This is a genomic window from Bacillus sp. B28 (genome assembly GCF_029536185.1).
In the GTDB taxonomy this organism is placed as follows: Bacteria; Bacillota; Bacilli; order Bacillales; family Bacillaceae; genus Bacillus; species Bacillus halotolerans.
Map to the genome: position 1 here is coordinate 2,710,307 of NZ_CP120511.1, position 16,450 is coordinate 2,726,756.

13 protein-coding genes and 1 other annotated feature are annotated in these 16,450 nt (G+C 44.9%); of the genes, 2 read left to right on the forward strand and 11 right to left on the reverse strand.

Annotation, left to right across the window (positions count from 1 at the left end; genetic code table 11):
- Positions 1–60 precede the first annotated feature (60 nt).
- The 3 genes from aspS to P3L57_RS13495 form a co-directional block, all read right to left on the reverse strand.
- Positions 61–1,839 carry an aspartate--tRNA ligase gene (gene aspS / locus P3L57_RS13485; protein WP_059293511.1) on the reverse strand — a complete coding sequence of 593 codons (1,779 nt, stop codon included), beginning with the start codon at positions 1,837–1,839 and terminating at the stop codon, positions 61–63.
- Between the two features lie 13 nt (positions 1,840–1,852).
- A complete protein-coding gene (hisS, locus tag P3L57_RS13490) occupies positions 1,853–3,127 on the reverse strand; it encodes a histidine--tRNA ligase (RefSeq protein ID WP_069487127.1) in 1,275 nt (424 codons plus the stop codon).
- Positions 3,128–3,217: 90 nt separating this feature from the next.
- Positions 3,218–3,448, reverse strand: a binding site (T-box leader).
- Between the two features lie 59 nt (positions 3,449–3,507).
- Positions 3,508–3,678 (reverse strand): YrzK family protein, encoded by a 171-nt coding sequence (locus P3L57_RS13495; RefSeq protein ID WP_010335119.1) that lies wholly within the window; start codon positions 3,676–3,678, stop codon positions 3,508–3,510.
- Between the two features lie 133 nt (positions 3,679–3,811).
- Between P3L57_RS13495 and P3L57_RS13500 the strand changes: the two genes are divergently transcribed.
- The gene (locus P3L57_RS13500) at positions 3,812–5,365 is read left to right on the forward strand and encodes an N-acetylmuramoyl-L-alanine amidase family protein (RefSeq protein WP_059293509.1); all 1,554 of its coding nucleotides are present in this window, start codon (positions 3,812–3,814) and stop codon (positions 5,363–5,365) included.
- Positions 5,366–5,390: 25 nt separating this feature from the next.
- On the opposite strand, the gene dtd is transcribed toward P3L57_RS13500, so the two are convergent.
- The 8 genes from dtd to P3L57_RS13540 all read right to left on the reverse strand — a co-directional run bounded on the left by dtd (position 5,391) and on the right by P3L57_RS13540 (position 14,777).
- A complete protein-coding gene (gene dtd, locus P3L57_RS13505) occupies positions 5,391–5,831 on the reverse strand; it encodes a D-aminoacyl-tRNA deacylase (RefSeq protein WP_059293508.1) in 441 nt (146 codons plus the stop codon).
- A gap of 12 nt (positions 5,832–5,843) precedes the next feature.
- A complete protein-coding gene (gene relA / locus P3L57_RS13510; protein WP_069487126.1) occupies positions 5,844–8,048 on the reverse strand; it encodes a GTP diphosphokinase in 2,205 nt (734 codons plus the stop codon).
- Positions 8,049–8,215: 167 nt separating this feature from the next.
- Positions 8,216–8,728, reverse strand: coding sequence for an adenine phosphoribosyltransferase (locus P3L57_RS13515; RefSeq protein WP_010335123.1), 513 nt, complete (start codon positions 8,726–8,728; stop codon positions 8,216–8,218).
- Between the two features lie 5 nt (positions 8,729–8,733).
- The gene (gene recJ / locus P3L57_RS13520) at positions 8,734–11,094 is read right to left on the reverse strand and encodes a single-stranded-DNA-specific exonuclease RecJ (RefSeq protein WP_069487125.1); all 2,361 of its coding nucleotides are present in this window, start codon (positions 11,092–11,094) and stop codon (positions 8,734–8,736) included.
- Between the two features lie 66 nt (positions 11,095–11,160).
- Positions 11,161–11,496 carry a LapA family protein gene (locus P3L57_RS13525; RefSeq protein ID WP_069487124.1) on the reverse strand — a complete coding sequence of 112 codons (336 nt, stop codon included), beginning with the start codon at positions 11,494–11,496 and terminating at the stop codon, positions 11,161–11,163.
- Between the two features lie 76 nt (positions 11,497–11,572).
- Positions 11,573–12,070 carry a cation:proton antiporter regulatory subunit gene (locus P3L57_RS13530; protein WP_044154248.1) on the reverse strand — a complete coding sequence of 166 codons (498 nt, stop codon included), beginning with the start codon at positions 12,068–12,070 and terminating at the stop codon, positions 11,573–11,575.
- Positions 12,071–12,229: 159 nt separating this feature from the next.
- On the reverse strand, positions 12,230–14,443 hold the full coding sequence (gene secDF / locus P3L57_RS13535; protein WP_069487123.1) for a protein translocase subunit SecDF: 2,214 nt from the start codon (positions 14,441–14,443) through the stop codon (positions 12,230–12,232).
- Positions 14,444–14,480: 37 nt separating this feature from the next.
- Positions 14,481–14,777, reverse strand: coding sequence for a post-transcriptional regulator (locus P3L57_RS13540; RefSeq protein WP_010335127.1), 297 nt, complete (start codon positions 14,775–14,777; stop codon positions 14,481–14,483).
- 115 nt (positions 14,778–14,892) lie between these two features.
- Between P3L57_RS13540 and spoVB the strand changes: the two genes are divergently transcribed.
- Positions 14,893–16,449: a stage V sporulation protein B gene (spoVB, locus tag P3L57_RS13545; RefSeq protein ID WP_069487122.1), complete on the forward strand. Its 1,557-nt coding sequence runs from the start codon at positions 14,893–14,895 to the stop codon at positions 16,447–16,449.
- The last annotated feature ends 1 nt before the right edge of the window (position 16,450 follow it).

Sequence of the window (16,450 nt, forward strand, 5' to 3'; positions counted from 1 at the left end):
ATTTAACTTGTCAAAATCATATCATAGACGATTTTGATTTTCAAGAATCGAACTGCACATTCAGTTCTTTACTTTTGTTTTAATAGAAAGATGAAGTTCATCAAGCTGCGCATCGCTTACTTCTCCCGGCGCATCTGTCATCAGACAGCTTGCACTTGCCGTTTTCGGGAAAGCGATCGTATCTCTCAGATTCGTCCGGCCGGCAAGAAGCATCACGAGACGGTCTAAACCAAGCGCGATTCCGCCGTGCGGAGGAGCGCCGTATTCAAATGCCTCAAGAAGGAATCCAAACTGTTCTGCTGCTTCTTCTTTTGTGAAACCAAGCAGTGCAAACATTTTTTCCTGAATATCCTTTTCGAAAATACGGATCGAACCGCCGCCAAGCTCATAGCCGTTTAAGACGAGGTCATAGGCTTGCGCTTTCATGTCCTCAGGCGCTGTTTCAATCAGCTCAAGGTCTTCACGGACAGGCATTGTAAACGGATGGTGCGCTGCGTAAAAACGGCCTTCCTCCGCATCATGCTCTAAGAGCGGCCAGTCAATAACCCATAAGAAATTGAAGAGGTTTTCGTCAATGAGTCCCCGTTCTTTCCCAAGCTTTAAGCGCAGGGCGCCGAGTGATGCGGCAACAACTTCGAATTTATCCGCTCCGAACAGCAGCAAGTCACCCTCAGCGGCATTAAGTGCTTCAATCAGCTTAGACTGCTTTTCATCGTCAAAGAATTTGGCGATCGGGCCTTTCACTCCGTCCGCTTCGACCTTCACCCAAGCAAGTCCTTTCGCTCCGTAATTTGCGGCAAACGCGCCCAGAGCATCGATGTCTTTTCTTGAGTAATCGCCTGCCCCGCCTTTTACGTTGATGGCTTTGACTACTCCGCCGTTTGCCACAGCTGATGAGAACACCTTAAATTCAGTATCTTTTACAATGTCAGATACATCTGTCAAAAGCATGTCAAAGCGAGTATCCGGTTTATCAGAACCGTATTTGTTCATCGCCTCGTCATACGTCATTCGAGGCAGAGGAAGCTTGAGTTCCACACCTTTCGTTTCACGCATAATCTTTGCCATCATATCCTCAGCCAATGACATAATGTCTTCCTGGCTCATAAAGGACATTTCAATATCGATTTGCGTAAACTCAGGCTGGCGGTCCGCACGCAAGTCCTCATCGCGGAAACAGCGGGCAATCTGATAATAGCGTTCAACGCCTGAGACCATCAGAAGCTGTTTAAATAGCTGCGGAGATTGAGGGAGCGCATAGAATTCACCTTCGTGCACACGGCTTGGCACCAAGTAGTCACGTGCGCCCTCAGGTGTGCTTCCTGTTAAAATCGGCGTTTCAATATCAAGAAACCCTTTTTCATCTAAAAAGCCCCGAGCAGCTCTCGTCACGTTATGGCGCAGCTGGATCGTTTGAAACATAGCCGGTCTGCGCAAATCTAAGTAACGGTATTTTAAACGCACGTCCTCTGATACATCATCCGCTTGATCAGAAATGGCAAACGGAGGCGTCTTCGCAGCACTCAATACAGTCACTGCATCAGCGTGAATTTCAATCGCGCCTGTTTTCAAATTCTTATTCACTGTGCCTTCTTCGCGCGCAACCACTTTTCCTTGAATATCAAGTACGTATTCGTTTCTGATGCCTTCCGCAATAGCAAGCGCTTCTTTTGATACATCAGGGTTAAAAACGACTTGAACAATTCCCGTACGGTCACGCAAGTCAATAAAAATCAATCCGCCGAGGTCCCGTCTTTTTTGGACCCAGCCTTTCAGCGTTACAGATTCGCCAATTGCTTTTTCAGTCATTTCGCCGCAATAATATGTTCTTCCAAACAATGCGTTCCACTCCTTATCCCTTTTGGTTTGCTTTCATCACATGTATAAATTCATCAAGAGCCACTTCAATCTGTTCGCCTGTTTTTGCATCCTTTACATTGATTTTGTTTTGAGCAAGCTCATCCTCTCCCAAAATCGCAATAAATCTGGCGTTGAGGCGGTCAGCTGTTTTAAACTGGCCTTTCATTTTCTTATTTTCGTAATCAATTTCACTGGAAATGCCTGCTTCTCTCAGTTTGTACACCAACGAAACGGAATAATCCTTCGCTTTTTCGCCAAGCGTCACGATATAGCAGTCAATCCCCTGACCAACAGGCAGTTCTCTTTTTTCAGCATCAATTGCGGCAAGCAGGCGTTCAATGCTCATCGCAAATCCGATGCCGGGCGCTTCTGGTCCGCCGATTTGCTCGACCAATCCGTCATAGCGGCCGCCGCCGGCAAGCGTTGTAATAGCGCCAAAGCCTTCCGCATTGCTCATGATTTCGAATGCGGTATGGTTATAATAATCCAGCCCTCTCACAAGGTTAGGATCAATTTCATAAGAAATGCCTAGATCGTTTAAATATTGCTTCACTTTGTCAAAATAAGCGGCTGATTCTTCATTTAAGTAAGTAAGAATAGAAGGTGCCGATTTCATCAGCTCATGATCCCGGTCCTTTTTGCAATCCAAAATTCTGAGCGGATTGGTGTGCAGACGTGACTGACAGTCTGAACAAAATTCCTCGATACGTGGCTCAAAGTGTTTCACGAGCGCTTCTCTGTAGCTTTTGCGGCTGTCCCGATCGCCAAGACTGTTTATCACAAGCTTGACGTTTTTTAAGCCGGCCTTCTGATAAATCCCCATCGCCAGCGCCATTACTTCAGCATCTATTGCAGGGTCTTTCGAACCGATCGCTTCGATTCCAAACTGATAAAACTGGCGGTAACGGCCTGTCTGCGGACGTTCGTAACGGAACATCGGCCCGACATAATACAGCTTTGTCGGCTGAACAGGGTTCGCGAATAATTTATTTTCATTAAAAGCGCGAACTGCTGCAGCAGTTCCCTCGGGGCGAAGCGTCAGGCTTCTGCCTTTGCGGTCTTGGAAGGTGTACATTTCTTTTTGTACAATATCCGTAGACTCCCCGACGCCTCTGGCGAACAGTTCTGTATGCTCAAAAATCGGCGTGCGGATTTCTTTATATTGATAAGTTCGGCAAGTGTCTCTCATGATTTGTTCAACATACTGCCAGCGCTCTGATTCTCCGGGCAGAATATCTTGTGTTCCTCTTGGAATGTTATATCCCATGTGTAGACCTCCTTATGTATCCCTTATAAAATATACATTTATCGTCAATGATGAAAAATAAAAAAACTCCCGCCCCTACTATACACATATAGTAGGGACGAGAGTTATACCCGTGGTGCCACCCTAGTTGGAATATTTTCGTATTCCCGCTCGATCCTTTAACGCAGGTTCACGTTCACTGCCTAATGACGGTATCACGCGTTCAGCAGGAAACCTCCGGAGTGTTGTTTCGAGAAAGACGCAATGGGAGCCGCTTTCAGCCTGGGGCGGTTCCTCTCTAGCCATGCAATCTGACCTACTCTTCTCCATTATTGGTTCAGTTTAATTTTTATTTATTATGTACTCGATTTCTATTATAATAATGGCATTGCCGTACTCTGTCAAGCTTTATTCCGGTTGTTTTTCTGCTGTGATGCTTCTTTGGACATAAGACCAAATTCCGTTGCCGTTTCAGTGAGATAACCGATTGTATCAGGATCGGCATGATCACTGAAATGCAGGTTTCCTTCGCCGTCGTGAAATGCACGCCCCATTTTTGGATGATATTTCATGATTTGCACACCTTTTTGATTGTATTTATGCCTAGTATAAACAAATCATTTTATTTTTATTTAAAAATCAGAAAGGACTTTACGATATTAAGAAAGAATGCTTTTTTTTACGATCATTAGAAAGGAGGACACAATGAGCAAGAAACACTTTGTCCTTATTGTATGTATTATCGTCGCCGGGGCGCTTTTCCCGCCTTTTTCTGCCGTTACAGCCGCTCAGGGAGAAGCGGTCATCGCAACAGATGAAATGAACGTCAGAAGCGGTCCGGGGCTTAGCTACGGCATCATGGCGGAGGTGAAAAAAGGAGAACGCTACCCCATCTTGAAGGAAGACGGAGACTGGGTGCAAATACAGCTTGGTTCCGGAGATAAAGGGTGGGTTGTCTCCTGGCTTATTACTAAGGAAAAACAGTCAGGCACAAGCTCTACAGACAGCAGTGAAACTGTTACATCAACAGATCCCGATTTACGGATGAGAACAGGCCCTGGTACTTCATACGAAGTCATCGGCAAATTCCCGCAGGGCAGCCAAGCCGCAGTGATTGACAAGGATTCCGGCTGGATCAAGATATCATATCGAAATTCCACCGGATGGGTATCTTCCGAATACGTCACTTCAGGCAGCGGCAGTTCAGCGTCTGAGGAAAGTGATCAGACAGAATCATCTGGTTCAACAACGGGCACGGTTGGCGTTTCTTCACTGAATGTCAGAGGGTCCGCCTCACATGATGCAGCGATTATAACAAAACTTTCACGAGGAACGAAGCTTACAATCCTCGAAGAGAAAAACGGCTGGCTCCATATTAAAGTGAATGGGCTAAAAGGCTGGGTCGCAAGCCATTACATTGTGACCAGTTCTGACCCAGCTGGAGATTCAGCTGATGTCAGCAGTTCAGACAGTACAAAAAAAGCCTATATCGTATACGGAGGAACGAATTTAAGAAGCGATGCCTCAACGTCAGCTTCAATCGTTAAACGCGCAGCCAAAGGCGATGCGTACTCCATTACCGGAGCAAAGGGCAGCTGGTATGAAGTAAAACTTGACAATGGGCAGACCGCTTATGTCGCCAACTGGGTGGTACAGACGTCTAAAAGCGCTGAAGAATCCGGAGAGCCGCCTGTCGCTGATTCCGCTTCCGGAAGCGGGTCGCTGAAAAACAAAGCGATTGTTGTCGATCCGGGGCATGGAGGAAAAGACAGCGGAACGATCGGCTATTCAGGCCAATTCGAGAAAAAACTGACGATCAAAACGGCGAAACTGCTGGCTAGCAAACTTAGATCAGCAGGAGCAGACGTGTATGTGACACGGCAGGATGATACATTTGTCAGCTTACAGTCACGAGTCTCGACGTCTCACTACCGCAACGCAGATGCCTTCATCAGCATTCATTACGACAGCTTTGCGGATACTTCTACAAGGGGAAGCACAGCTTATTACTACAGTCCTGCAAAGGATCAGGAACTGGCATCAGATGTACACTCTGAAGTGGTTAAGCGATCTTCAATTCCTGACCGCGGCGTACTGTTCGGAGATTATTATGTGCTCCGTGAAAACAAACAGCCCGCTATGCTGTACGAGCTAGGTTATGTAAGCCATCCGCAGGAAGAAGCCATAGTACATAGCAATTCATATCAAGAAAAAGTAACAGACGGAATTGAGAGCGGATTGGAGAAATATTTCCAATAAAAAAAGCTGCCTTTTGGCAGCTTTTTTATTTTGAATCCATAATCAAAGTAACCGGTCCGGAGTTAGTGAGCTTTACATCCATCATGGCGCCGAATTTACCTGTTTCTACTTTGATTCCTTTTTCACGAAGCAGGTCATTCCATTTTTCATAAAGGCCCAAAGCCTTATCAGGTTTTGCGGCGTTCATGTAGTTCGGGCGTCGTCCTTTTCTCGTATCTCCGTAAAGCGTAAACTGTGAAACAGACAAAATCTCCCCGCCTGTATCCAGAAGCGACAAATTCATTTTTCCATCGCTGTCATCGAAAATGCGAAGATTCACCATTTTATCCGCTAAGTAAGCGGCGTCCTCTTCTGTATCATCGTGAGTGATGCCGACCAGGACCATAATGCCTTGTCCAATTTGGCCGATCACATCTCCATCAACGGTTACGCTTGCTTCTGTTACTCGCTGAACGACTATTTTCATTTTGTGACTCCTTTAATTCATGACGCGGCGCACAGAATATATATCCCTTATTTGCTTAATGCGCTCGACGACTTTATGCAGATGATTGATATTCTGGATAAAAATGGCCATATGAATGGTTGCCACTTTGTTGCGATCCGATTTGCCAGAGACAGAAGAAATATTTGTTTTCGTTTCATTCACTGCCTGAAGCACCTCGTTAAGCAATCCGCGGCGGTCATACCCAAGAATCTCGATCTCAACATTGTATTCCTTGCGTTTTTGCACCTGTGACTCATGTTCCCACTCTACAGGGATCAGCCGCTCCTGTGCTTCATTCGTTTTGACATTCGGACAGTCGTCGCGATGGACGGAAACCCCTCTGCCTTTTGTAATGAAACCGACAATATGGTCACCAGGCACAGGATTGCAGCATTTCGATAAACGCACAAGAAGATTGTCGATCCCCTTGACGCGAACGCCAGCTTCCCGCTTTCTTCCTTGCGGATACGGTTTAGGCTCCGAAGCGACATCCTGGACAATTTTTTCTTGTTCTTCCTGATCGCGCTGTTTTCTTTCTTTTTCCGTCAGCCGGTTCGCCACCTGCAGGGCTGTGATGCCATTGTAGCCGACCGCTGCGTACATGTCTTCTTCATTTGAGAAATTAAATTTATCAGCAACTTTTTGGATGTTCTCCGGTGTCAGAACGTCCTTCACTTCAAAGTCCAGATTTTTAATTTCTTTTTCTACCAATTCACGGCCTTTTTCGACATTTTCTTCACGCCGCTGTTTCTTAAAGAATTGACGGATCTTATGCTTCGCCTGTGAAGTTTGAGCAAGCTTCACCCAATCCTGACTCGGTCCATAGGAATGCTTGGACGTAAGAATTTCAACGATATCACCTGTCCGGAGCTTATGGTCAAGGGTCACCATTTTTCCGTTGACCTTCGCACCGATTGTTTTATTGCCGATTTCAGAGTGAATCCGGTAAGAGAAATCAATCGGGACAGAACCGGACGGAAGCTCGATGACATCTCCTTTTGGCGTAAAGACGTACACCATATCCGAGAACAAATCGATTTTGAGCGATTCCATAAATTCTTCGGCATCTGTTGATTCATTTTGGAATTCCAAAATTTCGCGGAACCATGAAAGTTTTTTCTCAAATGTTGCACTTTCACTCGCTGCTTTTCCTTCTTTATAAGCCCAGTGAGCCGCAACCCCGTATTCCGCGATTTCATGCATTTCGAAGGTGCGGATCTGCACTTCCAGCGGGTCGCCTTTAGGCCCTATAACTGTTGTATGAAGCGATTGATACATGTTCGGCTTCGGCATTGCGATATAATCTTTGAACCTGCCGGGCATCGGCTTCCAGCAGGTATGAATAATGCCGAGCACCGCGTAGCAGTCCTTTATGCTGTTCACGAGAATCCGGACAGCAAGCAGATCATAGATTTCATTGAATTGCTTATTTTGCAGCACCATTTTTCTATAGATACTGTAAATATGTTTCGGCCGGCCTGAGAAGTCAGCCTTGATGTTGACTTCTTCGACACGTTTTTTCACCTCATTGACAACCTCGTCGACATAAAGCTCGCGTTCTGCGCGTTTTTTCTTCATGAGGTTGACAATTCTGTAATATTGCTGAGGATTCAAATAACGGAGCGCCGTATCTTCCAGTTCCCATTTAATCTTTGAAATCCCGAGGCGATGAGCCAAAGGAGCAAAAATTTCCAGCGTTTCATTAGAAATTCTGCGCTGTTTTTCTTGGGGAAGATGTTTCAGCGTCCGCATATTGTGAAGACGATCCGCCAGCTTGATCAGTATGACCCGGATATCTTGAGCCATAGCGACAAACATTTTGCGATGATTTTCCGCCTGCTGTTCCTCTTGAGATTTATATTTAATTTTACCGAGCTTCGTTACACCGTCCACAAGCATTGCCACTTCCTCGGAGAATGCTTCCTTCAGGTCATCAAGCGTCACATCAGTATCCTCCACTACATCATGCAGAAATCCGCCCGCGATTGTGGATGGATCCATTTCAAGATCAACGAGAATTCCCGCAACCTGAATCGGATGAATAATGTAAGGCTCACCTGATTTGCGGTATTGCTCGCGATGAGCATCTTCAGCGTACAGGTATGCTTTTTCGACAAATGCGATATGCTCATCGGATAGATAACTGCGCGCTTTATCAATAACTTGCTCGGCAGTCAATACTTGTTCGTTCGCCATGGAATCACCTTTTTTAAAATGTAAACTGTATTGTAGTTTATTATCAAGAAAAAAACGATAGATGTAAAGAGCAGAAGTTCAAATCACCAAATAATATATCAAATAAATGCAAAACAATAGGAAAAAAGCACCCTGTATCGAGTGCTTTTTCCTTTATGAGGTTATCTTTAGTATTTCATTAGTGTTAAGATGTCATAATTATCAAGTTTATTTCTGCCGTCAAGGTAAGAAAGCTCGATTAAGAAAGCGATACCAGCTACAATGCCGCCAAGCTCCTCAACTAGTTTGATTGTAGCTTCAATGGTGCCGCCTGTCGCAAGCAGGTCATCTGTAATAAGCACACGCTGGCCTGGCAAAATCGCATCTTTGTGGATCGTTAATACGTCTTTGCCATACTCCAAACCGTAATCCACTTTGATGACCTCGCGCGGCAATTTGCCTTCTTTGCGAACCGGTGCAAAACCGACGCCGAGCGCGTAGGCAACCGGGCAGCCGATAATAAAGCCGCGCGCCTCCGGGCCGACAACCAAATCAATTTGTTTTTCTTTCGCATATTCAACAATTTGATCTGTTGCATAGCGATAGACATCGCCTTTATCCATCAGTGTCGTAATATCTTTAAATTGCACGCCCTCTTTCGGGTAATCGGGTACAATTGTTACGTATTGTTTTAAATCCATCTGTTTTATGTCCTCCTCGTACTTTCATAAGCCTCTGAATCTTGTTTCATCAGCTTATTCAGCCATTCCTTCAGCTCTTCAGCCGCAGAATAATTCAGCTTTTGATCCAGCTCCATCAGCTGCTGTTTTGCTTGATATGTTTGTGAGTCCGTTAAATCGCGTTTTTTCGCTCCGCTTATCACAGACAGCACACCATTCTCTATTTTAACAAAACCGAGATCAAAAAACACCTTTGTCATGAAATTGATTGTTTCAACGGACCAGCCTTTATGCTTAGCAAGCTCTGAACCGTGTTTTTTCAAGTCAAAAGCGCCTCTTTTCAGCAAGAATGCATAATACCATTTAAAGTGGTCTCTTGCCGGAAAAGATGATAAAAAGTGTTCCTCATGATTGAGAAAGATGAAGTAAATCCGCTCAGGCGCTTTGCCTTCCAGCAAACGTGCGAGGATGTCCAGCGAAGGCGGAGAATCCAGTAATACAATATATGCACCGTCAAGTTCATATGCCTTCGCTTGGTCTTCAGAACTGATAACATGCACGTCATGGCGAAGATCTTCAGACTGAAGAAGCGTTTTGGTTTCTTCTTTGAAGGAGACAATGACTCGTTTATCAGACGGAAGGGCGGAAACCGTATCTTTCCACGTGCGTTTTCCTCTTAAGTCAAACAGCTGCCATTCAGCCACAGCCGCATCCTTGATCATCAGCTGCGGTTTTTTTCTGTTATTCCATTCATTGATCGACATTTCACCAACAATCGAAATTTTTGAACCGGGTACAATACTTTCCTCAAGCTCGCCTTTATTAAAACCGACGCAGTCAAGCTGGGATGAATCGTTTCTAATCGTCATTTTGACATGATTTTTATTCGCCCCGATTTTGCGGACATCTTCCAGCACTGCGTTTTCTACCATCACATGCGGTTTCGGATTCAGCATGCCGAAGGGAGAAAGCAGATTCATCTCTGTGATGCTTTCAACCGTAATGTCCTCCACGCTGCATACGAGGTCTACTTCCTGTACAGGAATAAAATCTTCTTCTGTAAGCGTATTGTCAGCTATCTCATTCAGCCTGTTCCGCAATTCCGGCACATCTTCGGCATTCAGCGTCATGCCAGCCGCCATTGGATGGCCTCCAAAGTGCGGAAGAATATCTCTGCATTCAGAAAGGCTTTCAAACAAATTAAATCCCCTGATGCTTCGTGCCGAACCTTTGGCGATCCCTTTTTCTTCATCAATTCCAAGGACAATGGCCGGGCGGTAGAAACGGTCTACAAGCTTTGAAGCTACAATTCCGACGACTCCGGGATTCCACCCTGCTTTTGCCACGACAATCGCAGTTTGATTAAGCCCTTCTTGTTCAACCATTTCAATCGCTTCATCCGTCATTTTGCTGACCATCTTTTGCCGTTCTTTATTAAGCTGATCGATTTCAGCGGCAAGCTCTTCCGCTTCAAACGGGTCCTCTGACATAAGCAAATGAACAGCAGGATCGGCCTGTTCAATTCTTCCGACTGCATTCAGTCTCGGTGCGAGCTGAAATCCGACGGTTTCTTCGTTCGCTTCTCCGATTTCTCCGCCTGAGAGCTTAATCAGTTCTTTTAAGCCAAGCCGGTTCGTCCGCCGGAGCTTTTCGAGACCTAATGTTGCAATTAATCTGTTTTCATCATGCAGCGGAACTAGATCGGCAATGGTTCCGATTGCCGCCAGGTCAAGAAGTTCATCTGGCAATTCGCCCAATAATGCGTGGGCAAGCTTAAACGCCACGCCCACTCCTGCAAGCTCCTTAAAAGGATAGGTGCAGCCAGGCTGCTTCGGGTGAACGATCGCATGAACATCCGGAAGCTCTGGTCCAGGCTCATGGTGGTCGGTAATGATGACATCTAAGCCAAGTTCCTTTGCTACCTTCGCTTCATGGACAGCGGCAATCCCCGTATCAACCGTAATAATGAGTGAGAAGCCTCGTTCTTTAATTGAACGAAACGCCTGTTCATTAGGGCCGTAGCCTTCTTTAAACCGGTCAGGTATATAAAAATCAACTTGCGCCGACAGCTTTTGCAAAGTGTGCAGCATCACTGACGTACTGGTAACTCCATCGGCGTCATAATCGCCATATATCATAATCTGTTCTTGTTGTGAAATCGCCTGTTTTATTCGTTCTACCGCTTCTTTCATCCCCTTCATCTCATAGGGATCATAGAATTCGGCATCCTTTGTATGTAAAAACAGCCTCGCGTTTTCTGCCGTATCAAAGCCTCTTTTTACAAGCAGCGACGCAACAAGAGGTGTTATGTCCAATTGTTCTGTGAGTGATTTGACCTTTTCCTGATCTGGTCGCTGGATTTCCCATCGCATTTTTGACGCTAACATAAATTCACCCCTCAACCACCCTATTATACTAGAGCATGCTGAGGGGTTTCAAATATAATTCGAAAACTAGTCTTTTTTCTCAATCATGGCGGATGCATCCTGTGTGTCGGCTTGAACATCATTCAAATGAGCATCCTCTTGGTTATGTATCACATCCTGTGCGGTTTTGGTTTCTTTCCGCAACGCTTTTATTTCTCTCTTTAATTTCATGACTTGAAAAATTCCGGCAGAAAAAACGATCAGCGCCCCCATCAGTACTGAACCTAAAATGACTAGAATAAGCGGCCACTCTGATCTGCCAAACAGGTAATCAACTTCTACGGATCTTACATTAATTACTGCGAAAACAGCGACAAGCAACGTAAAAATAAGTGCAAATATGATCGTCCATTGTTTGTTCATTCGATTACCCCCAAACTTCATTTATTGAGGTTAGTTTCCCTATTCACATTGGTTTTAAACATGGCTTGACGCGAGGTCAAGCCCCCAGTGCGGTTAATTTTTCTCGGATCAGCCTCTTCAGTCCGTCTCTCTCTCCAGAGATGACGAGTGTATCTCCTTCTTCTATCACTGTTTCAGATCCTGGATTCAATTGCTTTTGCTGATTCTTCTTTAATATAGCGATGACTGTCGCTTGATATTCCTGCCGCACGTCCAAATCACCGATGGTCTTGTGAACGGCTGGTGCTCCTGCTTCTGCTTTAAACCATTCTATAATCAAATCGTCAAGAGCCACTTCCACGGTTTCTAATGCTTTCGGTTTATATGCCATCCCGCCCAGAATCGCAGAAATCTGCCTCGCTTCCGCATCATCAAACTGTACGGATGTCACACATTCTTCATGATCATTTTCGTCAAAATAATACAGCTCTCTTCTGCCATCGTCATGGATGATAATTGATATTTTATCTTGGTTTCTGGTGACAATCTCAACTTTTTGCCCGATACCCGGCAGCTCCGACTCGCGAACCTTCATACCCAAACCCTCCCACATATATGAAAACCTGTCACAAATCCTATTCACACCATTTATATGTTTAATTGTAAGCGCATGTCATTATAGCAAATGTCTATTTTAAGATCAATCAAACGCCAAAAAATCAGGCTGTCCATAATGGACAGCCTGACAGTTACTCTATTGTTCCGTACCTTTTTTTAGTTCTTTCCCTTTCCAAACAAGCCAAATTTGCGCGGCAATGTAGAGGGATGAATAAACACCTGTTAACAGCCCAACCAATAGAGCGATTGAGAAGTTTGTAATAGAAGATGCCCCAAAGATCAGCAGTGTTATGACAACAATCACTACAGTTAATACAGTATTAATGGATCTAGTAAAGGTTTGCTGCAAGCTTAGGTTTACAATATGGCTCAAATCGGCAAACGTTTTCGGCTTGCGTTTTTTCATATGCTCGCGAACCCTGTCAAATGTAACGATTGTATCGTTAATCGAATAACCGACAATCGTCAGGACGGCCGCAATAAAGGTAACATCTACCTCCAGCCTTGTAATGCTGAAAAATGTGACGATAAAGAAAGCATCATAAAGCAGTGAAACAATCGCAGCAATCGCCATTTTGTACTCGAATCGGATGGAAACGTAAATAATGATTCCGATTGAAGCAATGGCTACTGCGTACAATGCATTTCTCGCCAGTTCTTTACCAACAGTAGGTGACACCGTGCTGACATTCGGCTCGGATCCGTACTTGTCTTTAAAGTAATCTTTCACTTTTGCAATGGTTTCTTTATCAGGCACTCCTACAAAGCGGGCAACACCAATATTGCTCTTTTCGCCTGACAAGACAACCGTGTCAGGTTCCATGCCAAGTGATGCAAAGTCCTTCTCCACCTGCTCTGTCGTGAGCTTATGGTCGCTTTGCACTTCAATCCGTGCGCCGCTCGCAAAGTCAATGCCCAAATTCAGCTTAAATACAAGCAGAATAATAATCCCGGCAATGGTAACTGCACTTGAGAAAATAAAGAAAAATTTTCGTTTGCTCGTAAAATCCCATTTTTGGAACGGCGTATACGGTTCTGTATTTTCATCTGTGTTCTGGATGTCCACAATGTGTTTCTTTTTGACGCCAAACCAGCCTTTTTTCCGGTCTAACCATCTGCTTTCCACAAGAAGCGAGAGCAGAAATCTTGATAAGAAGACTGCGGTAATAAAGCTTGTCAGAATCGACAGAATCAGCATTGTCGCAAACCCTTTAACAGAGCTTGTCCCAAAGACAAAGAGCACAACCGCTGCAATAATGGTTGTAATATTCGCGTCAAAAATCGTCGCAAATGACCGTCTGTTTCCTGAGCGGAAGGCAGAACGGACGGATTTTCCTAGCTTAAGCTCTTCCTTAATCCGCTCATAGGTGATGATATTGGCATCTACAGCCATCCCGACCCCTAAAATGAGTGCGGCTATTCCCGGAAGAGTGAGAACAGCGTTCATCCAGTCAAAAATCTGGAGCGTAATGTATACATAAACTGATAGCGTAATCACCGCAATCAATCCTGGCAGGCGGTAATAGAAAAGCATGAATAGGAAAATAATAGCTATTCCGACAATACCTGCAAACACCGTATCGTGCAGCGCCTGCTGTCCAAATTGTGCGCCTACTGATGTTGAGTATTTTTCAGTCAGTTTAACAGGCAGCGCCCCGGCATTTAAAATGCTGGCTAAATCTTTCGCTTCCTGGACTTTGAAACGCCCTTCAATTGTAACGTCTTTTGTGTTTAATTCCTGGCTTACATTCGGAGCGGAAACATACTTAGGGTGCTCTTTTTGAACTTCTTTCTTAAAAGAGTCTCCTTTTTCGTAATCCATCCAAATGACAAGCTGGTTGTTTGGCGCCATTTTCATGACCTTTTTCGTCACTTCACCGAATTTATCAGCATCTTTCAGTTTAATACTGACAATCGGTTCATTTGTTTTGGCGTCGTATGTTTGTTTTGCCCCGTTTTCAACGAGATCAGAACCGTTCAGCAATTCCTTGTCATTTGTATCTCTGAAAGAAAGCTGAGCCTCAGTCGCCAAAATTTCCCGCGCTCTGTTTTGGTTTGTCACACCAGCGAGCTGAACACGAATCCGGTTATTTCCTTCAATTTGGATGTTCGGTTCACTTACACCGAGGACATTCGCCCTGCGGTTCAAAGCCTCTACTGTGCTGACCAGAACGTCTTTTGTGATTTTGTCACCTTTTTTTACGGGCTGTACGTCATACAGCACCTCAAATCCGCCTTGCAAATCCAATCCTAACGTAATATTGTTTGCAGCAGGCTTTGTAAAGTAGCCCAGCCCCGTGCCAATCAATAGAACGAAAAGGAAAAACGCAATCAAGCGTCCTTTTTTCATTATGTATATCCTCCCTTAAACCTATGCAGATCAACTGCTACCTCAGTAGTTCTTCCAATGCTTCCTGACCTTCTTCACTGCCCAGCCAATTAGACGTTTTAAATGACTCAACAGTTGCATAGTTCATAAATTCTCCAATTTTCACTGATAAAATATCCCTTGTCAGTTCATAGATGTGCAGCTCCGATTTCTTTTTCCACTTCTTGTTTTTTAAGTATGACCACAAACTATCGAGCTCAACATCATCATATCCCAGAATCTTAAACTCTTCCAGTTTGCTGTAAAGAAACGGCCTTACGTGGTCTTTATACAGATCGGCTGGATGCTTATCCACGAATTCCACGCTCCTTTTTTATTGTTTTTCAAGAAGACTTGTCATGCTTGGACGATATATACGCATATCTTTATTGTATATGATTCCAGGTAGTTTGAGAAGGCAGGGGGTAAAAATGGCGAAACAGACGTTTTTAAAGGGCACTCTTATCCTTATCGCAGCAGGGATGGTCACAAGAATGCTCGGCTTTGTCAACCGGGTGGTCATCGCCCGTTTTATCGGCGAAGAAGGGGTCGGGCTCTATATGATGGCGGCTCCTACCTTTTTCTTAGCCACTACATTAACTCAATTCGGTCTTCCCGTCGCGATCAGTAAGCTTGTCGCTGAAGCCAGCGCACGCGGAGATCATCAAAAAACGAAAAATATTTTAGTCATGTCTCTTACCATCACTGGGATTCTCAGCCTGATTTTCACACCGCTGTTTTTATTTTTCGCCCCGATAATGGCGGAAACCATGCTGACAGATCAGAGGACGCTGTACCCCCTCTTGGCCATTACTCCGGTCGTGCCGATTATCGCCATATCCAGTGTGCTGAGAGGGTATTTTCAAGGAAAACAAAATATGAACCCGCTTGCCGTTTCACAAGTCCTAGAACAGGTCGTCCGCATTTCTCTCGTGGCTGTATGTACGACGATTTTTCTCCCTTACGGAATTGAATATGCCGCAGCGGGAGCCATGCTTTCTTCAGTTGCAGGAGAGCTGGCATCACTCGTTTATTTATTCATTTGTTTCAAATTCAAAAAGACAATGAAAATCAGAAAACATTTTTTTCAATCAATTAAAAATGGAAAAGAAACTTTTTCTCAATTAATGAGCGTCTCACTTCCTACAACCGGCAGCCGTTTTATCGGCAACCTGTCTTGGTTTTTTGAACCCATTGTTGTCGCGCAAAGCCTTGCAATTGCCGGAGTGGCGACAGTTGCGGCTACAAAGCAATACGGGGAACTGACCGGCTTTGCCATGACGCTGCTGACTCTGCCCAGCTTTATTACATATTCTTTGTCGACCGCGCTTGTTCCTGCGATAAGTGAAGGAATGGAACAGAAAAAACTTCAGGTGGTTGAATACCGATTGGAGCAGGCCATGCGGCTGTGCCTGCTTAGCGGGGGCATTTCAGTAGTGATTTTATATGTGTTTGCGGATGAGCTGATGAGCGTGATGTATGGGTCCTCAGGCGCAGCTGTGTTTATAAAAGTCATGGCTCCGTTTTTTCTGCTTTATTATTTCCAGGGTCCGCTTCAGGCTGTGCTGCAAGCGCTCAATTTGGCAGGTGCTGCAATGATGAACAGCTTGATCGGAGCCCTTGTAAAAACAGGCCTTATTTTCGTCCTTGCCACGAGACCGTCTCTCGGCATCATGGGTGCTGCATTAGCGATTGTAACGGGCATGGTGCTCGTCACCCTTTTGCATGCAGCGACAGTGAGCAAAGTGCTGCCGATCAGCATCAAAATAAAAGAGTACGTGCTCTGCTTTGCGGTTATTTTTATATGCGGGTTCCTCAGCTCTGCTGTCAAACAATATGTGACCTTTGGAGAGTCGGAGGCTGTGAATGTTGCCGGATGGATTGCGATAAGCGCTGTTTTCTATATCATCTTGCTGCTCGTTTTCCGTTTAATCAAAAAAGATGAGCTTCGCCGCATCCCTATTATCGGACACCTGATCGTCCGATGAA